Source organism: Porphyromonas sp. COT-052 OH4946 (assembly GCF_000765965.1).
Classification (GTDB): domain Bacteria; phylum Bacteroidota; class Bacteroidia; order Bacteroidales; family Porphyromonadaceae; genus Porphyromonas; species Porphyromonas gulae.
In genome coordinates, this window is the sequence record NZ_JQZY01000002.1 from 23,254 (window position 1) to 46,034 (window position 22,781).

Genomic DNA, 22,781 nt, shown 5'->3' on the forward strand with positions numbered 1-22,781 from the left:
TCTTTAGTTTATTGAGTATTTGCGACCGGAACTGTTTGCAGCTGTCTGCCGCCATCGGTATGACCGGTAAACTCCGGCGCATAGGCACTGCTCACGGTAGCGATACCCGAGGCATAAGCTCCCGAACGAACCACAACGGTGGAGTATTGGAGCTTGTAGGATCCTCTTACCAGACGGTCGAAATAGAAACGCGTGCTGCTATCCTTTATTTCCCTGTAGTAGAACGTTCCGGCTGCATAATCATAACCGGAAAGTTGGCCGATAGGTTCCACCGCAGCCGCTCGCTTATCCGTCAGGACGATAAAATCCATATCGCGATCAAGCGTAATGGTCAGTTGCGTCACGAGCCGTTTGCCAACTTCCAGCCGATCGTCCTCTTGCAGAGGAATGAGTGTTAACTTGCCATCTATCACCTGCTCGGAGAAAAGCTGCTTCTCCACCGACAGGCCATTACCCGTAGCCACGAGATCCGCTGCCGGCGCATCGTATTCTGCCAGGAAAGAAGTCCATGCAAAGCCTTTGCCCGAACGAGCAAGTTCTGCACTTAGTTTGCCTTGCGGAAGATCTTCCACCGCAGCTATCCTACTTTCGCCTGCACCGGCAAATGTGCCCGACAAGGCAGGTATAGGAGCTTGGACAGACACAGTAGCCTCTTCCATTTGTTCTTTTCCTGCACCTAACAAGAGAGCATATACCGCATCGGAAGAAGCCGGCAGACTCGGCCAAAGCTGAGTTCTTTTCTGATTGAGGAGCCACATCTGCAAGCCTTCGATACGAGAGCTGTCCTCAGGTGTACCGATACGAGCGAAGGCTTCGATCGCCTCCGTCTGCATACCATAGCGACGGTCGCACCAGTAATAACCGCCCGAAGGCAGTGCGAAGTGCGCGCCCTGATCCGGTGTGCGGATGATATGCTCACGGATAGAACGGAGGAAATCATCGGCCAGTGCCTTACGCCCTACACCGTGGAGTACGATGGCAGCTCGCGGCATATCCAAAATGGAAATATGCGGAAGGGATCGGCCGAGTATATCGAGGAAATACTTGCGGGCAGCATGACCGCGAGAGCCGGGGTTGCGACTGTCGAGCGTAAGCAGATAGAGATAGTTGAGTGCTCGTTCCGGCAGTATTTTGTACTTACTCTTGGATTTCTTTTCGTATTCCTTCATTCTATCCATCAGTCGTGAGGCAGCATCATCGAGAGCATTCCACCCCATACGCTTCACCGCCTGAAATACCTTATGCTCCGGTGCAGCGGTAAGAGCGGAGAGACGTACCAGCATCGTCATCACATAGTCCGTCAGATAATCGTTGGATGACATCTCAGGATGCCAAGCCCACGAACCGTCAGACTTTTGCAGCCTTTTCAGTTTGTCAGTCAGCATCTGCTCCGTCCATGTCAGACGATCCGAAGCCACGAGAGCCTGCAAACGCTGACGATTGTTCTGTTCGGCCAGCATCTCCGCACGCCAAGGCAATTCGTCCGAGGACAAGGGCGATTTTTGTAAAGCGAGTGTATCCAAAGGCTGCGCCAAGTAGTGCCGCAAACTCTCACCCAAAGCAGGAGCATGCAGCAAGCGACCCGAAACGAGGGCAGCAGCAATACTATTGGCATAAAGAGCCGAAGCCACCGAAACGGCATCTTCCTCTTGTACATCAGTCATCACGGGCAAGGCCTGTACGGCCACCCAAAGCGGATTGCTCACCACCTGAAGAGCCATTGTACCCATAGCCGGTCTGCCGTTGCGATGGGGGAATAGACTATCCAGATCCACCGTTTGGGACTGTCCGCCGTAGAGAATCAGCGGTATGGTCTCCACCACTCGCTCCGTAGCCGGCAGTTGCACGATCGAGTGTTGCTCTCCATCGCTGAAGTCTTGGCTTTCGGCTAAGAAACGTACACCCAGAGCATCATATCCGGAGACAGGATCGAGCGGGAACGACACCGTAACCGTACCACCGGCTTCCACCGAGAACGGAAGCCTCTCGCCGCCCAATAGCTTGTCGGTAGCAGGGTCGAACAGTTCCATGCGGACGAAGCCCTGCTGCATCGTCTCGCTCTGGTTCCGAATAGAAGCCGAGGCAGTACCCTTGTCTCCCATTCTCAGGAATCGTGGCAAATTGGGTGTAAGCATAAAGTCTTTCCGCACCTCCACGCTTTCGTCTTTCATGCCCAACCGCATATCCTTCGTATGTGCAAAGAGGAGCAAGTGCCAGCGCGTCAGTGTCTCCGGCAGCGTGAAAGACCAGGAGACTTCACCCCGTTCGTCCGTCAGCAATGCCGGTTCGAAGAATGCAGTCTCAGCGAAATTGGTACGCAGCGAGGGCTGTTCAATCCGAGGTTCCTGCGATTTAGGTTTTGCTTCATTTGCGGCATCTGCCCGAGCAGCTTCCACCGCCATCGGGAAAGCATCGACCGATTTGGCTCGCGAAACTCCATATCCCAATATCACCGGTTCATCATAATAATCCGAAGACACATATCTATAACCGGTAGCAGACCAGAGACAGAGTTGGGGAATTTTGAAAACAGGGTGTTTGAAACCGACTTGCACGTAAGAATCCTCCACAGATCCCGACACCCGATACCCGCTATTCGGGAAAGACAACCTAATCAAAGAAGCCGGAGAGTCGGCAAAAGAAAAGAATCGGGAGGAGAAAACAGAACTGTGCACGATTTTATCAAGAGCAGCATCGTACATCCAAGCAGCCATCATGGTGTGGGAGAGCGGTTTGCCCTCTGCATCGGCGAGACGGAGCTTCCATGTCTCTTTCTCGCCGGGTCGGAGCTTGTCGCGGAAAGTACTCCACGACATCTTTATCTCTCGCTTGGGCAGTCTGCGTTCCAGATCTATGCTTCGACTATACAGCTTCCCTCCGTATACATAATAGAGAGAAACATTCATACTCTCCGGCAACGGAGCTGCCGGAAGCATCGGCACTATCTCGACGATCTCACCCGGCCGGCAAGCGATCATCTCCCTTTCGATGAATCGGCCTGCCTGAGTCAGGTCGTAGAACAGATACAACTCCTGAGCATCCGCATCCTTGGGAGTGGCACCGACCAGGATGCGGGCAGGGCGCTGACTGTCGTATTTCTCCTCCGCCACATATGTCCAAAGACCTTGGGAGGGATTCGACAACTGACGGTCTTTGGGACGGAAGAGATAAATGTCCTTCGTAACAAAGTCGGAATCCTCTCCGCCACTCTCGCCAAAACGCAATCGGTACTGTCCCGAAGGCAACTTGCCCCATTCGGCCGGAGCAGGCGTCACCACACCTGAAGCTGCGGTATAAAGCCGACCGATACGTTCATTGTCGGCATCGCACAGGAAGTAGGCGATGGATCCCTCCACCGTCTGTCCGGAAGTATTGGTAAGGGTGAATGTCAGATCCGGCAGATCGGTGGCAAGCCAGTTGTCTTCGTTGGCACGAATATATTTACCCACTTGGACATCCACCCTCTTGGGTTCTTTTCCCACGGGTATTCGGAGTACGGCGGTCTGCGTCTCGCCACCGGGGGCGGTCACATCTGCCGATAGCGTGTAGAGGACGTAGGAATAGTCTTCCCGCCCTTCCGGCCGAGACAGCGAAACAGGTATGACGAAGCACCCCGATTCATCGACCACTGCCTCACCGGTCTGTACGATCTTATCGGCCACAGGCCTACCCCACCACCAACGCATATAGGGGGTCAGGCTGAGCCGGTAGTTCACCGTAGCTCCTCGCATACCGATTCCGGTAAAGGTCTTGGCTTCGCCCCGTATGCGGAGGGAGTCGCCCATAGCGTATGCAGCATCGGGACTCCGGAGGCCGACTTCGAATGTAGGTCGCTTGTACTCTTCCACACTGAAGGGATATGTATCCCCCTCCACTCGTAGTGCGAACAGGCCATTCAAGATCCCTGCCGGGAGGTCGAAGCTGCCGGAGAAACGTCCCATCTCATCTGCCTTGCATAGCAGCCGATCGATCTCCTTGAAGTTAGCATCTTGCAGCACGACTTCAACTTCCGATCTACCGATGGCACGTGCGTCCTCCACGGCATAACCTATCCGGTCGCACTGCCCGAAGAAAAGGACTCTCTGCCCGGGACGATAGATAGCGCGATCCGTGGAGACGATATACTTGCGCTCATTCTTCTTGGAAAGATCCACCTGATCCTGTTTGTAGGTATAAGCAGAAACAACGGGATGCGAGCGGTCACCGTCGGTATAGGGGAAGAAGCAATTGTAGCTTTTCGGCAGATCGATCCGGCCATACCGATCCGTGGGAGAAAGGGTATGAACCGATCGGCCTGTAGAATAACGCATGGAAGCATCCACCGATGCGCCCTCCACGGGCTTGCCCGTCAGCGCATCGAGTACCTGCACACCCGGCATGGCCTGCTGAGCGAGGAAGAAGAGATCCGATACATGGAGCAGATTGTATTGGGGCACCGGCTTGGTCTCTTCGAGTACACACTGCTCTGCCGAGGCTTTCACCAGATAGACCCCCTTGGGCAGATCCGGAAGTGTACAGCGGATCGAATCCATTTTCATATCGGCCCGGCCCTGTGTCCGGATGCTTTCCGTCCAAACAGGTGTTCCTTTCGCATACGAGTGCAGATCCTCCTGCTTTATACCAGCAGCTTGCAAGGCATTCATTTTCAGTCTGTACAGACTGATGAGGACAGAGCCGACATTGCGCGATGCGATCCGCATGCTCTTCGGGAGACGTGTATGCAGCCGGAGGGGATAGTCGCACTTGACGAAAGAAGCCAAAATACGCGAAGCCCGAGAGCTTTTCAGCAGGTTGATACGAGGAGCCTCCGGATACTTGGACAGATAGCTGTTGCACAGATCGAGAGCAGATATATAGTCCTCTTCATTGCAGTAGGCATTCACTCGTCTGTCCACCATACCGATTACATCGGGGAGATCCGAATACGCTGCTATCAGCTCGTCCATCCGACGACAGGAAGCTGCATCATCGAGCTTTCGACACCGCTTCTCGTAGTCCAATCGGTCGGTCTCCATCTCGAGCTGCTCACGTCTGCCAGAGAGATAAGATGCTGCTTGGCGCAGTTCCTGTTCGAGAGCATGCGAAATCTTTCCGTCAGCTTCCGAACTGCTACCGACAGCAAGGGCAAGGACGGATATACAGCTCTGATAGAGCGAACGGGGAGGTGCATCACATTTTTTCGGTTGGGATTCGAACAAAGGACGGAAGTCCTCCGTTCGGGCTTGCAGGAGGGCTTTGCGATAGGAGAGGAATGCATCGAAATCTCGCAGGAAAGCGTCTTCGAACTGCTTTTCGCTCCATAGGCTCAGACGATTATCTTTCGGATTGCCTTGGACTGCATCCATCATATACGCAGGCCCGAACTGTCCGTATAGGACGTACATTCTCAGTCGCATGAAGAGAATCATGGCCCGATCCACAGGCCTGAGCCATGAGGCCTGCATGAGTTTGTCGAGGTCGTTCATCAACGGCTCCTCGGGATAGTCGTTGATGTCGTTCTCCGGATCGTCATAGAGGAACATGCTGTGCAGGAGCATGGGGACATCACGGCGAGATTCGGCCATCACCCTGATCTTCTTCAGCGTCTCGGCCACCTTGCGCGGACGGCGTTCCTGACGGTATTGTTCCAGCTCCTTTTCCAAGGTAGCATAAGGATTCTGTGCATTCATTGCAGTAAGACCGATAGTCAAAGCAAGAAATAGACTGAAGATAACTCGTATGTTCATCGTACTGTCGCTTTGGTATTTGACATATTACCCCAAATATATGGAAAGTATTGTCTCGTTGTAAACCAGCCTGTTATCGAATATCCACCCTGTCCAATGAGGCTGACACCGCCACGGGATGCAGTCCGCACACCGAGGTTCGGGCGAGAAGGCTTTGCCCCCTTAGGCGGCAGGGCGAGAGAAAAACAAAAATGGTGCGTAAAAAACGTGGCTTATGGTGGTGAAAAACGTGGCGCGAGATTTTTTTCGTTTTGGTTCGGGAATGAAAAATTTTTCGCGCCAAAACGAAAATGTTTTGGCGCGTGTTTTCAGTAATTGCGGGGCGGCAATTCGGGCGTTTGTGGTTCGTGTTTTTTCGGTTCAGGAATGCGCTGCAGAATCCAAAGGGAATCGAAAAAAATAGAACTGGCTTTAGTTTCGTATTTTTGCACGGATATGGGACGAATACTGGCTATCGACTACGGACGCAAAAGGACGGGACTTGCCGTCACCGACCCGCTGAAAATCATTCCGGGCGGACTGACCACAGTACCCACCCATACGCTGCTGGACTTCCTGCGCGACTATGTCGGTCGGGAGCCGGTGGAGCGTTTCGTGCTGGGACTGTCGCGCCGGATGAACTACGAAGAGTCCGAATCGATGTCCTATATCCGCCCCTTTGCCGTTAAACTTGCCCAGGCCTTCCCCTCTATACCTATAACGTACGTGGACGAACGCTTCACTTCGCGCATGGCGCAGAGAGCCATTCTGGAGGCCGGGATAGGCAAGATGAAACGGCGGGACAAGGCACTGGTGGACGAGGTCAGCGCAGTCATCATCCTACAGTCGTATCTGGACAATCCCGAGAGATGAACGAGACGATCCCCCCTCCCCTGTTTTGGGACGGGGTGGTAGCGATCCCCACCAAAAGACAAGAGAAAAGACAATCACAAAGACACAACGACTATTCAATAGAATCATGTTTCTTCCCATCTACCTATACGGACATCCGGTGCTGAGAAAAGTAGCAGAAGATATAACTCCGGACTATCCCAAACTGAAAGAGCTGATAGCCAACATGACGGAGAGCATGTACCACTCCGACGGCATCGGCTTGGCAGCTCCTCAAATAGGCTTGCCCATCAGGGTGCTCGTGATCGATGCCGATCCGCTGAAAGAGGATTACCCCGAATGTGCCGGATTCAAGCGCGTGATGATCAACGCCCATATCGAAGAGCGAGGCGAAAATCTCTGCACCGAATACGAAGGCTGCCTCAGCCTTCCGGCCATACACGAGAAGGTGGAACGCCCCACCTCCATCCGCATTCGCTATGTGGACGAGGACTTTCAGCCGCACGAAGAGGTGCTCCACGGCTTTGCGGCAAGAGTGGTACAGCACGAATACGACCATATCGACGGGAAGCTCTTCATCGACCACATCAGTCCGATACGCAAGCAGCTGATCAAAGGGAAGCTGCAAAATATCATCAAAGGCAACGTGCGGACTTCGTACCGCGTAGTGACAGCTCCGACCGGCAAAAAGCGGTAAGCCGTAGCCGAATCCATTTCTCCCCGGTTCCTGATTATGACATTCAAACGCTCCTTATTCTTCCTCCTGCTCCTGCTCTCTGTGGCTACAGCTCGGGCGCAGATAGACGTCGATCGGGTGATCACGATCGGGCGCAACGCTCTCTACTTCAACGACTACGTGGTGAGCATCGGGTACTTCAACCAAGTGGTAGGCCTGCGCCCATGGATGGCCGAGCCTTACTTCTATAGGGGAATAGCCAAGATCAGTCTGGAAGACTATACAGGGGCGGAAGCCGATGCTTCGGCCTGCCTGCAGCGCAATGCGCTCATCCCCAAAGCATATCTTCTTCGGGGCGTGGCACGGCAGAATCTGGGCAAGATCGATTCGGCCATTCAGGACTACCGCCGCGGATTGGAGCTGATGCCGAACGATGAGGGCATGCTGGTGAATCTGACCGGAGTGCTCACCGACAGCAAACGCTACGCCGAAGCACGGGAAGGGGTAGCCGAGCTGCTCAGATTCTACCCCAAAAGCAAGCAGGCACATATAGCACTCAGCGCGATAGAACTGGGCGAGCAGGACACCGTCGCAGCCATTCGCGAACTGAACGAGGTGCTTCGGATGGACTCTCTCTTTGCTCCTGCCTATTCGCAGATGGCCATGCTGCACCTCAAGAGCAAGCGCAACGCAGAGGCTATGGCAGCTCTGGACAAAGCCATAGAATTGGAGCCGAGCGAACTGTCCAACTATATCAACCGCGGTGTCATCCGCTACCAATCGAACGACTTGCGTGGAGCCATGGATGACTACAGCCACGTCGTTCGCCAAAAGCCGAACGACAAGCTGGCACGTTTCAACCGTGCCTTGCTCCGCTCTTACCTCGGCGACGTGAACAATGCCATCGAGGACTTCGATGTGGTGATCCGTCTGGAGCCGGAGAACTATCATGCGCTCTACAACCGTGCCATCCTCCTTGCGCAGATCAACGAGAACCGAAAAGCCATCGCCGACTTCGACAAAGTGCTGGGGCACTATCCCGACTTTGTCGTGGGCTACTATGCTCGCTCCCAAGCTAAAAAGGCATTGGGCGACACTCGCGGAGCCGAACGGGACTACTGGCGCGCCTTCGACATAGAGAAAGCGGCACAGAACAAGACCAAAAACACGAAAAAAGGCGGCTCTTCGACTTCAGCCAAAGAGACACGTGAGGACAGCGACGAAACGATAGAGAAGTTCAACCTGCTGGTCGTATCCGAGAAATCCTCCGAGAAACGCACACGCTATTCCAGTCGGATACGTGGGCGGATTCAGGACAACGACGTAGAGGTACAGCCTTCGCCGCTATTCGTCCTCAGCTACTACGAGCAGTCTTCTTCCGATGAAGTGCCGCGCATCTACTATTCGGAAGCCATTACCCGCTTCAACGATAAGAAGGTTCTGCCCAAGCGACTCAAGCCGATCAACCGTGAGGTGGCTCTGAGTCAAGAGCAGGTGGCCTATCACGAACAGGACATAACGGAAATATCAGAGAGGACTGCCGGCAATGCCGACATGTGTTTCCGCCGTGCTTTGGACTATATGCTGATACAGAATTTGGAGCAGGCTATCGCCGATTTCGATCAGGCCGTAGAGCTGAACAAGCAGTTTGCCCTCGCATACTTCGGACGAGCCATAGCACGTGCCAAGCTGATCGAGGCCCGTCAGGGAGCCTCCTTTATCCACCAAGAGGCCGAAACGGTGAATGTCACGACAAAAGCTCTGATCACGACACCGCGAACCAATGCGATGGGCGTACCGGTGGCAGCCGATGCCCCTGAGCGTAAGCCTGCCATATCGGATGTGGACGGTGAGCTGGTGATGCGCGATCTGAACCGCACGATCGAGCTGGATCCGAATTTTGCCTACGCCTACTACAATCGTGCCATACTACTGGCCAGACGAGGCGATACGGATGCTGCCCTGTCCGACTACGACCGCGCCATCAAAGCCTATCCGGAGTTTGCCGATGCTTATTTCAATCGCGGTCTGCTGTTGCTTTCGCGCGGAAAGGCCAAAGAAGGCATCTCCGATCTGAGCCGGGCAGGCGAATACGGCCTCTACAAGGCGTACAACATCATCAAACGAATGAGCGCGAAGTCATGATCTCCGTCAATAATCTGACTGTCGATTTCGGCATCCGTCTGCTCTTCGATCAGGTATCATTCGTCATCAACAGGCGCGACCGTATCGCCCTTGTAGGGAAGAACGGTGCCGGCAAGAGTACGCTGCTCAAGCTGATTGCCGGCATGGAAGAACCGACATCCGGACACATAGCACGCCCCAAGGGGATCCGCATAGGCTACCTGCCGCAGGTGATGCGTTTACAGGACGGACGCACGGTTTACGAAGAGGTCGAACAGGCTTTCAACGATATTCGCCAAATAGAGGTAGAGGTACAGCGTCTGTCCGATGAGATGGCCGGACGTACGGACTACGAATCGGAGGACTATATCCGGCTGATAGAGCATTATACGAATATGAGCGAGACCCTCTCTCTCATGCAACAGGGCAACTATCATGCCGCGATCGAACAGACCCTGATCGGATTGGGCTTCGGCCGGGAGGACTTCCACCGCCCCACAGCCGATTTCAGCGGAGGATGGCGTATGCGGATAGAGCTGGCCAAACTCCTGCTCCAACGCCCCGAAGTATTGCTGCTCGACGAGCCGACCAATCACCTTGACATCGAATCCATCGGCTGGCTGGAGCAGTTCATCGCCACCAATGCAGGAGCCGTTATCCTCGTATCGCACGACAGGGCATTCATCGACAATACCACGACACGCACTATCGAAATAGAACTGGGACATATATACGACTACAAGACCAACTACAGCCACTATGTGGAGCTACGCGAAGAGCGACTGCGGCAGCAGCTGCGAGCCTACGAGAATCAGCAGAAGATGATCCGCGATACGGAGGACTTCATCGAACGATTCAGATACAAGGCCACAAAGTCCGTACAGGTACAGAGCCGCATCAAGCAGCTGGAGAAGGTGGAGCGCGTGGAGATAGACGAGCGGGATCGTTCGGCATTTCACTTCCGTTTCATTCCGGCACAGCCTTCCGGTAGTTATCCGCTAATAGTGGATGATTTGGCCAAGGCTTATGGCGATCATCGGGTGTTTTCCGGAGCCACATACACCATCGAAAGAGGCGAAAAGGTGGCTTTCGTAGGCAAAAACGGTGCCGGCAAGAGTACCATGGTCAAGTGTATCATGGGAGAACTGACAGACTACACCGGCAAGCTCGAACTGGGGCACAATGTGGAGCTGGGCTACTTTGCCCAAAACGAAGCCCAGGAGCTAAGGGGGGATCTCACCGTATTCGACACGATAGACCGCGAGGCCGTGGGCGACATTCGTCTGCGTCTGAACGATTTGCTCGGTGCTTTCCTCTTCGGAGGCGAAGCATCGGAGAAGAAAGTAAGCGTTCTGAGCGGAGGAGAGCGAGCACGATTGGCTATTATCAGGCTTTTGTTACAGCCGGCTAACTTCCTTATTCTCGATGAGCCGACCAATCACCTCGATATGCGTTCGAAGGATGTACTGAAAGAAGCGATCAGGAACTTCGATGGGACGGTGATCGTAGTTTCTCACGACCGCGAGTTCCTCGATGGGCTTGTCAGCAAGGTGTATGAATTTGCCGATGGACGGGTGAACGAACACCTCGGAGGCATATACGACTATCTCCGGACTCGCCGTATGCAGACACTGACGGAGCTGGAGCGAACCACTACGATCGAAACCAAAAACACACGGGAGGCGATACCCGAAACGGAAGCCAAAGCGGACTACCGTCGGCAGAAAGAAATGGCCAAACAGCTGCGTACACTGGAGCGAAGCGTAGCAGCCTGCGAGGAGCGGATCGGAAAATTGGAGTCGGAATTACAGGCAATAGAGGTGCAACTACAAGATCCGAAGCATGCGACCGACGCGAATCTGTTCGAGCGATACGCCGGCACGAAGCAAGAACTCGAAAAGGCTATGGAAGATTGGGAACAGGCTTCCGAAGCTTTGTCCGAAGCCCAAGGATAATTTCAATGTCTCCGCCCCTTATCTCCTCGCCACCTTTCCCAAAAGACGATCTCGCTACCAATCCATAGAAGCCGGGACGACCTTTCACATTCGTCCGAATGCCTTTGATTTTCGCACCGTCTTCATCTCCTTTTTTCGGGTTGTAAGTACAATGAAGATCCGTAAAGCGGTAGAAAAGGGTTCTTCGGATTATTCTGGAAGGTTCAAGAATGGACTGCTCCGAAGAAGATAAAGGGAAAAAGCGTGCTACTGGGCCCAGACACAAGGGAAATAAGCCTCCAATCGATCCACAATTTGATCTATTTCCTCATGGCTCGGCTCCCGGACACCATCCAGTTGGTATTCCCAACCAAGAGCTTCGTATTTGTGCTTCCCGTAGGTATGATACGGCAATACTTCTACACGATCGATATTGGAGAAGCGAGAAAAGGCCTGTCCCAGTCGATCTATGTCTTCCGGCGAGTCGCTATAGCCGGGCACAACGACGTAACGCAATCGAACCGGTTTCTTCATCTCCGACAGCAGCTCGGCAGTCTTCAGGGTAACGGTGTTCTGCCGGCCGGTAAGAATGCGGTGACGATCGGCATTGAGCTGCTTGCAATCGAGAAGAACCATATCTACAGTTTCGAACAGGACTTGTGTATCACGATTCATGATACTGCCGTTCGTGTCGATACAGATGTGGATGCCGTTGAGCTTCAGCTCTCTACAGAGGGGAATGAGGGCCTTGGCCTGTAGTGTAGGTTCTCCGCCTGAGAAAGTGATGCCACCGCGACGGCCGAAAAAAGCTTTTTCGGAGAGTGCTCGGCGGAGGATCTCATCGCCGGGCAGGAACTTGGTCTTTTCACATTGCCGAGCGATTGTATCCGGATTGGCGCAATAGAGACAGCGGAAATTGCAGCCCTGCAGGAAGGCCACAAGACGTAATCCGGGACCGTCGAATGTCCCCATAGATTCGAAAGAATGGACGCGTATTACAGGGAGCATATTTCGTTTTTCGTCATTTGTTTTGGAAAAGTATGTAGAGGCTGCATCGGGCTTTCATCCTGCCCGACACAGCCTCTTGAAAGGTTTTGGGGATATTCTCCTTGTCATCCGAGATGGCTTTCTAAGAGATCCCCGACGATCCGAATCGGATCGGTCTTGTTTTTGCCGAATGGAATTCTGCTTGGAGGCAGCTATCCGTTAGCGCATTCTCTGGTGGAAGCTGCGAGAGATTACCTCCAGCTGGTGCTCACGAGAGAGACGTACGAAGTTCACGGCATAGCCACTTACTCGGATAGTCAGCTGCGGATAGTTCTCAGGATGTTCCATGGCATCCATAAGCATATCGCGGTTCAGTGCATTCACGTTGAGGTGGTGTGCGCCCTTAGAGAAGTAACCGTCCATCATGCCAACGAGGTTTTCCACACGCTCTTCCTGATTGGATCCGAGTGAATGGGGTACGATCGAGAAGGTGTTAGAGATACCATCCTCTGCATCGCGATAGTCCAACTTGGCAACGGATGTCAGCGAAGCAATGGCTCCATTCTCGTCACGTCCGTGCATGGGATTGGCTCCAGGAGCAAAGGCTACGCCCTTGGCGCGTCCGTCGGGAGTAGCACCCGTCTTCTTGCCATACATGACGTTGGACGTGATCGTGAGCACAGAGAGAGTGGGTTGTGCATTCTTGTAGATAGGCAGCTCCTTGAGCATCTTAGAGAAGAGATGCGTTACTTCCTTCGCTATCATATCCACGCGGTCATCGTCATTGCCGTAGCAAGGATATTCGCCTTGGGTGTCGAATCCCTCGGTAAGCCCTTCCGCATTGCGGTGTGGAGTCACCTTGGCATATCGTATGGCCGAGAGCGAGTCTGCTACGATGGACAAACCTGCTGCTCCATAAGCGAGATTGATAGTCGGATCCGTATCGATAAAGGCCATTTGTGCACGTTCGTAGTAATACTTGTCGTGCATATAATGAATGATATTCATGGACTCATTGTAGACACGTGCCACCTGCTTAAGTACGAGCTTATAGTTAGCCATCACCTCATTATAATCCATCGGCGATTGATGCTTGAGCGCAGGTATGCCCGGAATCATGAGCGTTCCAGTATTCTCGCAGCGACCTTCATTGATAGCCAGCAAGAGGGCTTTAGCCAAGTTGGCACGAGCTCCGAAGAACTGGATCTGCTTGCCAATCTCTTGGAAAGATACGCAGCATGCGATACCGTAGTCATCGGAATTACGAGTTGAACGCATCAGGTCATCGTTTTCATATTGGATAGAAGACGTGTCGATAGATACTTGTGCACAGAAATCCTTGAAGCCCTGCGGGAGATCCAAGCTCCAGAGTACGGTGATGTTGGGTTCGGGACTCGGTCCGAGATTGTAGAGCGTCTGGAGGAAGCGGAAGCTGGTTTTGGTCACCTTGTGACGACCGTCTGCCAATCTACCTCCGATGGCTTCAGTTACCCAAGTGGGGTCGCCGGCAAAGATGTCGTTGTAAGACTCCATACGCAGGTGACGTACCATGCGCAGTTTGATCACGAATTGGTCTATCAGTTCCTGTGCATAGCTCTCATCGATAAGACCTTTGTCGAGATCGTGGCTGATATAAATGTCGAGGAAGGAAGACACATTACCAAGACTCATGGCCGCACCATCCTGCTCTTTCACTGCTGCCAGATAAGCGAAATACACCCATTGAACAGCTTCCTGTGCGGTATAAGCGGGGCGGCTCACGTCATATCCGTAAATGGCGGCCATATCCTTGATCTCATGGAGGGCACGGATCTGCTCGCTCACCTCTTCACGCAGACGAATGCGCGCCTCTGTCATCGGACCGGTCAGATCGTGAAGGTCTGCTGTCTTGGCTTCTACAAGACGGTCGATACCGTAAAGGGCCAAACGACGATAGTCACCGATCACACGACCACGTGCGTAATTGTCAGGCAGACCTGTCAAGAATCCAAGTGAACGGAAAGAACGTATTTCTTCCGTATAGGCATCGAATACCCCGTCATTGTGGGTCTTACGATAATGTTTGAATATCTTCTCTACTTCCGGATCCATTTCCAATCCGTTTTCGTTAAGAGCCTTTTTTACGACCTGATAGCCTCCGAACGGTTTCATGGCACGACGTAGCAGAGCATCTGTCTGAAGGCCTACGATGGTCTCATTATCGCGATCGATATAGCCAGCTGCGAAAGCATTGATTCCTGATACGGTGTGAGCATCGATAGAGCGTACTCCATTGTTGGCACGTTCTTCTGCCAAAGCTTTCACACAGGCATCCCATACCTTTTTGGTTCGTTCCGTAGGAGGACAAAGGAATGAGGCATCTCCATCATAGGGGGTAACGTTATGGAGGACAAAGTCGCGAACGTTAATTTCGTTCTGCCAAAGTCCGGCCTTGAAGTCTTTAGTTTCAGTCATTTTTTCTAATAGTTAAGCAATGGTTACGTTTGCGATTTTTCTCATTTCGCGGACGAAGATAGTAAGAAGATTGAGGAGATAATGCAGTCTGCAATCCCCTTTTATAGGTAAAATGCAAAACAGCTCTGCACCACCGTGCAGAGCCGTTCTACTCATTTATCTGAAAATGTGAAACTTACGATCAAGCCACGGGAATATCCTTATTTACATTGCGATAGCCTGCCAAAGCATAATAAAGCAGAAATACCAATGACAAAACGATCACCCAGTAGCTATTGATATAGCCGACCCAGTCTGCAAAATAACCTTGGATCAGAGGCAAAATACCTCCACCGCAAACCATGACCATAAAGAAGCCGGAAGCTGCTTCGGTGTATTTCCCGAGACCTTCCACCGCGAGGTTGAAAATACCTCCCCACATGACAGAAGTACAAAGACCGCAAAGCACAAGGAAAACGATACTCATCGGTATGGTGTTAAGGCCGAATGATATATCAGAGCGGAAAACCGGCATAGAGGCTTGTAGTCCGATCGGGGTAAAGATAGCAGCCAGGACGAGAATTATTCCCAATGAGGATACAAAAGTCAGCATAGCCTTACTGGAGACTTTTGCCCCCACCGCAGCTCCGACCATGCGTCCGATCAGCATCAGGAACCAATACGTCCCTACGACAGAGCCGGCAATCGTAGCATCAAAGCCCAAGCCACCTTTTTCGAGAGAGGAAGTCATGTACTTATTGATAAAATCCTGAATGCTTACTTCTATCCCCACATAAAGGAATATGGCTATCGTACCCAATACGAAATGACGGAAGGCAAAAGGACTATGCGGCAGCTTCTCCGTACTGCTGTTTTTCGTGACGGCCGGCTCGGGAATATTGACGAAATAAAGCACTACAAATGCAAGTGCAAAAATGCACATGGCCAAGATAATAGCAGGATAAGCCTGCTTGATATTGGCCTGCTGTACATTGCTGCCGATAAAATAGCCTACGAGCACAGGGACGAGCGTTGCCATCAGGGAGTTGAAAGAACCTCCCACCTGAATAAGTTGGTTGCCTCGGTTGCCACCTCCGCCCAACGTGTTGAGCATCGGATTGACTACCGTATTGAGCATACACATGGAGAAACCGGCCACGAATGCACCGGTCAGATAAACAGCAAAGCTGCCCATCTCTCCGGACAGGAGTTGTATCCCTATACCAACAAATCCGACAGCAATGGCCGACAAGGCTGTCTGCTTATAACCGATTCGCTGGAGCAGCATTCCCGCAGGATAGCCCATAAAGGCATAAGCGATGAAATTGGCAAAATAGCCGAGTGTGGCCATGAAGTTGGATGTCTGAAACTGATTTTTGACAATGACTCCCATCGGACTAGCCAGACCTGTGACGAAAGAGATCATCCCGAAGAGGGCGATCATCATGATAATGGGCAGAAGAAAGTTTCTGTTCTGTTGAGTTGTATTCATCTTCTATATGGATTAATTAGTTATTGCAGACGGAATCAGTTTACACGGCTGATGGGACGATCGCCTTGCAAAAAGCCAAGGACATTATCGCAAAGCTCATGTACCATATCGACACGAGAGTCATAGGTTTGGGTTCCGATATGAGGCGTCAGACTGACGTTGTCCATCGTGAAGAGTTCGGGGGAGGGTATGTCGTTATTCTCGAACACATCCAGTCCGGCAGCTGCAATACGCTTTTCACGCAGTGCCTCTACCAAAGCTCGCTCGTCCACCACGGCGCCACGAGCCGTATTGATCAGTATAGCCGTGGGCTTCATCATCGAAAGCTCCGCTGCTCCGATCAGGTGTCGGGTATCAGGAGTCAGAGGAGTATGAAGCGAGAGGACATCGGATTGGCGAATCAGATCGTCTTTCTCAGCAAAGGTGACCCCCTGAGCCTTCTCTTCGGCTTCGCCCAGTCGAGTACGCTTGTTGTAGAGGACGTTCATCCCAAACGCCTTGCATCGGCGAGCTACTGCCGCTCCAATATTGCCATATCCCAAGACACCCAAAGTCTTGCCGTAGAGGTTTACTCCCAAACGACAGAGACGTCCCCGCCCCACCGCTTCGCCATCGTGGCGGAAAAGTCTGTCCCACTCGGCAATACGGCGTGTACAGCTTAGGAGCAACGCCAACGCCAGATCCGCGGTAGGCTCTACTACCGCACGCGGAGTATTCGTCACAACGATACCTTTCGACGTGGCATATGCCACGTCGATATTGTTGTAACCGACAGCATAGTTAGCGATCAACTTAAGTGATCGGCCTCTCTCGATCAGATCTTTGCCGATCGGAATGTCGAACACCGAGCAGAGGACATCGCAATCGGCAATGCGCTCTGCAATTTCCTCTTGCGTAAAGTCACGCCCTTTCGGAGGGAAAATCACATCGTGATGAGCGGTAAGCCGATCGAATCCTTCGGTTACCGTGTCAAAAGCCACTAATATCTTTGCCATGATTATAACGTATTGCTGCCCGCACCGAGAGACCAAATGCCTACTCCTTGCATAATTGATCCATTGCAAAGATGAGCTAAGCCTAATCCTCTATCGGACAGTTTGTACCGGAAAATATATAACGAAGAGGCTGCCCCGAAGTCAATATCGAACTCCGAGGCAGCCTCTTTTGTCAGGAGGGAAAACCCTCAGCCTCCATATCTGGAGGCTTCGAGCAGACTCCCTTTATTACTTAATCAGATACTTCTGAACGAATGCAGGCTTGCCTCCTTCTGTGATGCGGAAGATATGCACACCGCGCTGCAAACGTACCGGGAGCGTGTAAGAGCCTGATCCTGCGGGCAGCTGAGAGGTGAATACCTTTACGCCCAAAAGATTGTACACTTCAAGGGCAAGACGCTTGCCATTGCTGTTATACTGCAATGTACAAGTATTGCCGCTTTGGATAAGACTTATACGCTCCAACCCGATGTTGGTCAAGCCCGTGCCACCACCTTTGTACTTGAAGTTGACATTAACGGTAGCGAGCTCTGTGCCCGGGGCACCGCTTTCGGGGAAGCAACTAAAGGTGAAAGCACCTGTATGTCCCTCATTAGAAACAGGGAATGCATAATGCAAAGAGAAGAACTCTCCTTCACCATCAAGACCTTCCACTACAGGAGAAACAGGAACATCCTCCTGCATGCACTGGCCGAAACAGAGGGTGAAGTGTCCGCCTCCGATCATTTCTTGCTTGGTGATCTTGCCAATTACGTTGATAGGTGTAGCGGATTGATTGATAACATTTCCGGTTATATCCATGGTCTCCGTGCCACCTTCTGTCGTAAAAGCTGTGATATCTACAGTGGCATTGTTTTCCAAGATGGCATCTCCCACCTTGATCACAACTTGTGCATTGAGGGCGGCAACCAAACCGATCAACAATGCGATACTGATAAAGATTTTCCTCATATTTCTTTTTTTGTTTTGTTCGTTATTTGCCCGATTTGGGGTTGATCTTTACTTGCACGACGTCATACACTTCGAATGTCTGCGCATCGTACACAAAGGCCACAACAGAATAGTTCTCGGCCACGAAAGACATACCCGAGAGCGGTTCAGTGGCGTAATTATACGAATAATCTTTCAGATCCACAAATTCTTCGCCCCAAATACCATTAACAGCCGCACGCAACACGTGATTGTGCTCGTAATCTTGTATGGTAGCACCACCGTCCGTCTGGGGAGCGATCACTTTGTCCTCCAGCAGATATACCTGAACCATCGACTTCGGGAGTGTATTTCCCTCCAGGATCTTGCCCTTTACTGTCACTTTGATCTTTTGGGCATCGGTATACTCGGCCACGGCAAAGATATTCATCTTCGCCTTTTGGTCCATCTGTTCGGCGATAGGCACGTCCCACGTTTTGTAGCTCTTGTCATAAACGTAGGAGGAGCCGAACTTTTTGCGAGAAACCATCAAGGCAGGAAGAGGTGCATTATTGGCAAATTTGCTATAATATGCATCTCCGGCTTCTGTACGGAAAAGAGGCGGCACGAGAGATGCAGGGCCGGCATGTATACCGACAACAGTCAATCTCTTACCGTATTGCTCCTTGAGAGCCGCCAGTTTGCGATGACCTTTCGGGCAGTTGAGACACTTTTGGCCGGTAAATTCTTCGGCCAAGACATATTTTTCTGTATGCGTCTGCGTAATATCGATCTCAGTAGGATTGTCATCCGGATTGTCAGGAGTCACGTTGATCGGAGCCGGCAAGAGGGTTTGATCCTTGTCGATTATATCGCAACTTGCAACAGCGAAGACCATTGCAAGGCTCGTAAGCGAGAGAAATAGCTTTTTCATCCGTGTTTTCTTCGTTTAATTAGAGATTGGTGCTATAAGAAAGGTAGAAACCCTGAGTCTCGGGAACCACACGGCATACACCGCCCGAGCAGTTCATTCCCGCACGTGTTTTGCCCGCAGAGAAAGCCACACGGTGCGCACCGTGAGTATAGGTAATGGCTCCCATGACGTAGTGCTTCTTGGTCTCACCGATATTATACTGTTCGGAGAGGGAGAGCATCAGAGAGGGCAGGATGGATAGCTCCGCCATGCCGTAGATCCAGTCGCCCTGATCCTGCTTGGTGTGCAGGTATTGTAGTTCGGTACGAAGGGCCACCTTGTTGCTCAATTTATACTTACCGTCATAGACGAAGATATTGGCATAGATCTTCTCATGTTTCTCACCGGCAGCACCATGGAGCACCATGTTGTTGTAGATCTGATTCAGATAGGTAAGCGTGAAATTGAATCCGGGGCTTACCTTCTTGGTAATCTCCACATCTATGTCCGAGTAATAGAGGTCACCCATGCCGAAGAAAGAAGCCGTATAACCATCCGTTCCGATCAGTTCGTCAGGATTCTCTTTCAGCATCTTTTTGTCCAGACCCCGCACATGCGATACATTGATGCGCAAGCCCGTACCATAGCGTCCGCCGAGAGCCGTGCGGCGAGCAAAGTTGTAACGCAATTCTCCCTGAAAAGCCCATTCGCCCTGAGGCTGAGTAGCATACGGGTAGATGGCCGCCAGCGTATAGGTGTGTGCTTGCGTAAAGGCCGGCATATAGTTGATCATAAGCGGTGTAAGCTGAGCACTTCGCTTGCTGCGGAAAGCAAAGTTCTCACAGCGTTTGGCCTGCAAGAGGACGCTCATCCCCTTTTTGGAGTATGAAGCGGAGAGTAGCGCGGCCTGCCCGTCGTGGTAGATGTAGTCGTTGTCGGCCGAGGGGTCGTTGTATTTGTAGCCATACTCTGCATAGAGAGCGAGGCCGCCTTTCTGGAAGTTGGTACGTATGCCCATGATAGGCACGTTCAACGGCAGGTTGAGTCGCTTACGATCTTCTCCGACTCCTACGTATATATCCTCATCGGCTTCGTGTTTGGAGACAAACGAGCCTCCGATAGCCAAATGATAGTCGTTGTCCCGCATAGCACTGCTCCAGCGCTCCACATTCAGCTCCAAGTCCGAACCCAGCAGATAGCCACGATCGGAATTGAATACCTTGCCCGTACGATCAAAGTAGTTGCGCTGCTGTCCGGCAATAGCCTTAAGGCGTACGCCGTCGAAAGGAGCCAGCACGACACGTCCGCCACGGACTGCGTTGTCGATACCGAGGTTGCGCTCTTCGTAGGTGCGGAATACCATACCACTGCCGAACTGATCGTAGAAGTCGCCCATCGTCAGCTCTGCCCAGCGATAGTTCCCCTTGACGTACATGTGAGGGATGCCGCGTCCCACTTCGGGTTCGTGTCCCGGCAACGGTTTATAGAGATCCTCGAAACGGGCTCCAAACTCCAAATAATTGTTCTTGAGGATACCCATGATGTAGGAGTTGCCGAACCAGGTATTTTTGGATTCCTTAGCTGTAGAGAGCAACATATCGCTCTGAATGCTAAAGTTGGCACGCATCGGTTGCCACTTATCCTCCGAATCGGTCTCTTGGGCAGTAGCCTTATTGAGAGTAGAAGATCGCATGCTTGTAAGAATACGATTATCACTCGTGTCCGTACTGTCCGCCGGTGCTGCAAAAACCACAGAAGCTGCCGGCACGAGGGCCAGCAGCATGATCAATTTACGGGTCATAATGTCTTGTTTGTCTTTCTATTTTATAGATAGTAGTCCTCCGCGAGAGAGGAGAGAAAGGTTACTTCACCAGCTCACGAACCTTTTTGATCAGTTCGGCTTCTCCGCCTTCCGTATAGCCGGTATGATTGTACACGACCTTACCATTGCCATCGACGATGAATACGGCAGGAATGAGCGATACGTTCATGGCGCGCTTGAAGTCGCCGTTGCTGTCGAGCAGCACTTCGTATTCCCACCCGTTGCCATCTGCCAACGGCTTCACCTTCTGGGCGTTTTGGCCTTCATCGATAGATACGGCTATAAGTCTTACGCCTGTCTCGTCCTGCCAGTCTGCATACACCTCTTGAATGGCCTTCAATTCGCGCAGACAGGGTTTACAGTTGGTGGCGAAAAAGCTGATGATCATCGGCTTGCCAGCATTCTCCAGCTTATTGGTCTGCACCGTTTTACCTTCAATGTTTTTCAAACTAACGGCCGGAAGCTGAGCATATGCATTCAAGCCGAACAACAACCCGATCAGGGCGATAAAGAAGCGTTTCATCTGTTCCTTTTTAGATTAAAATTATTTTGGATGCGGACAAATATAGTATTTTTTCCAAAATGCACCGTTTCCCATCCATTTCCTTACACTTTGTCATCCGCGAGCAGGCGCAGCATACCGATATTATATAGCATCAAACGCCTGCCCGACACCGACAGCATCCCGATTCACTTAAGGAAGCCAATCGTGGCGTCCCTGCGGACACTTCTTTTAGAAGCTATATCCCAAGGAAAGGAAAGGCCAAATGGCAGAGGTGCTGATGTAATTGTCTATGAAGGGAATTTTGAACATGGGGCTTAATCCGATACGAAAGACAAATCCCCCTTGCGGTCTCTGATAGCGGTAAGCCACCGTGGCGTTGCCTCCGAAAGCAAAACCGTATGAGCTGTCCTCTTGCAAATGGTCGTTGTAATAGGCAGACGAATGCCCTCTGGCCAGAAGGGGCACCATGCCAAGACCCAGCTCCAAATGATGATTTTTCGCTCCTAACAGCACATTGCACTCCATGGGTAGTAAGACAGCCTCAGCCGCAACTTTACCCCAAAGGAAGCTGTCTCCGGATGTGTAAAGGCCTGATTGTGATACCCCCATAAAGCCTAATCCGGCTCTAAGGCCAAGCCAATTGATCTTATCTCCCAAACGGTATTCGTACGAAGCACCTACGAAGCCTTTATTGCCAAGTAGGTCCAATGCAACATGATGGCGTTTCAATGTGTGTTTTCTTTCGCTTTGTGCCGAAAGATTTGCTATGGGGCTGAAAACGACAGCCAATAGGATCGAAAGTAATGTCAGTTTCTTTTTCATAATGGGTTTGACTTTTTGATTAGCGGCCGCAAAAATAGCAAAAAAGCGATTCGCCGAGCGACGTCCACTCTTCCCTTGAAAAAGGCTTATTCCGGAACTATACACCATATATAATATAAGAGAGGCACTTTCTGAAGTCTTCGTTCTCATCTCAGAGAAAAAAGTCAAGCGTAAAAGGCTCAAAAAACGGCGCGTGTTTCTGAAAATTTTGGCGTGTCTTTTTTTTCGTTTTGGCGCGTCTTTTTTTGAGTTCCCGAACCAAAAGAAAAACTTTTACGAACCACGTTTTTGCGAACCACACGTCTCCATCCTTTCGAACGAAAATTATCTCCCGATCCTTCCTCGCGCAAAAAGAAAAAAAATGACATCTCAAAAAAGTGTATTAAACAAGATTCCAATCGAAAGATCGGGCCGGAATACAGCGACCAGGCACCGATAGCCCCTAAAATACGTATTAACACGCAAAAAAGTCAGGTGTTTTCACGTAGAAAATCCCCAATGACACAGTCTAACTTTGCTTGTGAGTAAAGGACAGGAAAAGGAGGCAGTCTAAGGTTGCTCCCTCTTTCTGTTTTTCATGTGGTTACATCTATAGACTGTAAGCAACTATTA

Annotated in this window: 16 protein-coding genes; 5 read left to right on the top strand and 11 right to left on the bottom strand. The window is 51.6% G+C overall.

The annotated features are described in order from the left end of the window. Positions 1 to 8: 8 nt before the first annotated feature. Together HQ50_RS00280 and HQ50_RS12430 are read right to left on the bottom strand one after the other, a co-directional pair. On the bottom strand, positions 9 to 5,726 hold the full coding sequence (locus HQ50_RS00280; protein ID WP_039427478.1) for an alpha-2-macroglobulin family protein: 5,718 nt from the start codon (positions 5,724 to 5,726) through the stop codon (positions 9 to 11). A 73-nt stretch (positions 5,727 to 5,799) separates the two neighbouring features. Then, entirely contained in the window at positions 5,800 to 6,009 is a 210-nt protein-coding gene (locus HQ50_RS12430; RefSeq protein WP_230587310.1) for a DUF1661 domain-containing protein, read from the bottom strand. Between HQ50_RS12430 and HQ50_RS11920 the strand changes: the two genes are divergently transcribed. The 5 genes from HQ50_RS11920 to HQ50_RS00300 all read left to right on the top strand — a co-directional run bounded on the left by HQ50_RS11920 (position 5,941) and on the right by HQ50_RS00300 (position 11,312). Beyond that, the gene (locus tag HQ50_RS11920) at positions 5,941 to 6,129 is read left to right on the top strand and encodes a hypothetical protein (protein WP_235317886.1); all 189 of its coding nucleotides are present in this window, start codon (positions 5,941 to 5,943) and stop codon (positions 6,127 to 6,129) included. The genes HQ50_RS12430 and HQ50_RS11920 overlap by 69 nt on opposite strands. 32 nt (positions 6,130 to 6,161) lie before the next feature. After that, positions 6,162 to 6,578 (top strand): Holliday junction resolvase RuvX, encoded by a 417-nt coding sequence (gene ruvX, locus HQ50_RS00285; protein WP_039427480.1) that lies wholly within the window; start codon positions 6,162 to 6,164, stop codon positions 6,576 to 6,578. A 106-nt stretch (positions 6,579 to 6,684) separates the two neighbouring features. Next, a complete protein-coding gene (gene def, locus HQ50_RS00290) occupies positions 6,685 to 7,254 on the top strand; it encodes a peptide deformylase (protein WP_018965780.1) in 570 nt (189 codons plus the stop codon). Between the two features lie 36 nt (positions 7,255 to 7,290). After that, complete coding sequence (locus HQ50_RS00295) at positions 7,291 to 9,378, top strand: tetratricopeptide repeat protein (protein ID WP_039427481.1); 2,088 nt, start codon at positions 7,291 to 7,293, stop codon at positions 9,376 to 9,378. After that, positions 9,375 to 11,312, top strand: a complete 1,938-nt coding sequence (locus HQ50_RS00300) for an ABC-F family ATP-binding cassette domain-containing protein (protein WP_039427482.1) — start codon at positions 9,375 to 9,377, stop codon at positions 11,310 to 11,312. Before HQ50_RS00295 ends, HQ50_RS00300 begins: the two co-directional genes overlap by 4 nt. A 246-nt stretch (positions 11,313 to 11,558) precedes the next feature. On the opposite strand, the gene pflA is transcribed toward HQ50_RS00300, so the two are convergent. From pflA to HQ50_RS00350, 9 genes are all read right to left on the bottom strand, one after another. Next, positions 11,559 to 12,299 (bottom strand): pyruvate formate-lyase-activating protein, encoded by a 741-nt coding sequence (gene pflA, locus HQ50_RS00305; protein ID WP_033317177.1) that lies wholly within the window; start codon positions 12,297 to 12,299, stop codon positions 11,559 to 11,561. Positions 12,300 to 12,497: 198 nt separating this feature from the next. Beyond that, positions 12,498 to 14,732 (bottom strand): formate C-acetyltransferase, encoded by a 2,235-nt coding sequence (gene pflB / locus HQ50_RS00315; RefSeq protein ID WP_039427486.1) that lies wholly within the window; start codon positions 14,730 to 14,732, stop codon positions 12,498 to 12,500. A gap of 181 nt (positions 14,733 to 14,913) precedes the next feature. After that, complete coding sequence (locus HQ50_RS00320; protein ID WP_039427488.1) at positions 14,914 to 16,203, bottom strand: MFS transporter; 1,290 nt, start codon at positions 16,201 to 16,203, stop codon at positions 14,914 to 14,916. 35 nt (positions 16,204 to 16,238) lie between these two features. Continuing rightward, positions 16,239 to 17,198, bottom strand: a complete 960-nt coding sequence (locus HQ50_RS00325; RefSeq protein WP_039427490.1) for a 2-hydroxyacid dehydrogenase family protein — start codon at positions 17,196 to 17,198, stop codon at positions 16,239 to 16,241. Positions 17,199 to 17,426: 228 nt separating this feature from the next. Further along, positions 17,427 to 18,149: a T9SS type A sorting domain-containing protein gene (locus HQ50_RS00330; RefSeq protein ID WP_018965158.1), complete on the bottom strand. Its 723-nt coding sequence runs from the start codon at positions 18,147 to 18,149 to the stop codon at positions 17,427 to 17,429. Between the two features lie 22 nt (positions 18,150 to 18,171). Then, positions 18,172 to 19,041, bottom strand: coding sequence for an outer membrane lipoprotein Omp28 (gene omp28, locus HQ50_RS00335; RefSeq protein WP_026292211.1), 870 nt, complete (start codon positions 19,039 to 19,041; stop codon positions 18,172 to 18,174). Between the two features lie 19 nt (positions 19,042 to 19,060). Continuing rightward, a complete protein-coding gene (locus HQ50_RS00340) occupies positions 19,061 to 20,821 on the bottom strand; it encodes a DUF6029 family protein (protein ID WP_039427492.1) in 1,761 nt (586 codons plus the stop codon). A 61-nt stretch (positions 20,822 to 20,882) separates the two neighbouring features. Next, positions 20,883 to 21,365, bottom strand: coding sequence for a TlpA disulfide reductase family protein (locus HQ50_RS00345; RefSeq protein WP_018965155.1), 483 nt, complete (start codon positions 21,363 to 21,365; stop codon positions 20,883 to 20,885). A 210-nt stretch (positions 21,366 to 21,575) separates the two neighbouring features. After that, positions 21,576 to 22,169: a hypothetical protein gene (locus HQ50_RS00350; protein ID WP_152566830.1), complete on the bottom strand. Its 594-nt coding sequence runs from the start codon at positions 22,167 to 22,169 to the stop codon at positions 21,576 to 21,578. Positions 22,170 to 22,781 lie beyond the last annotated feature (612 nt).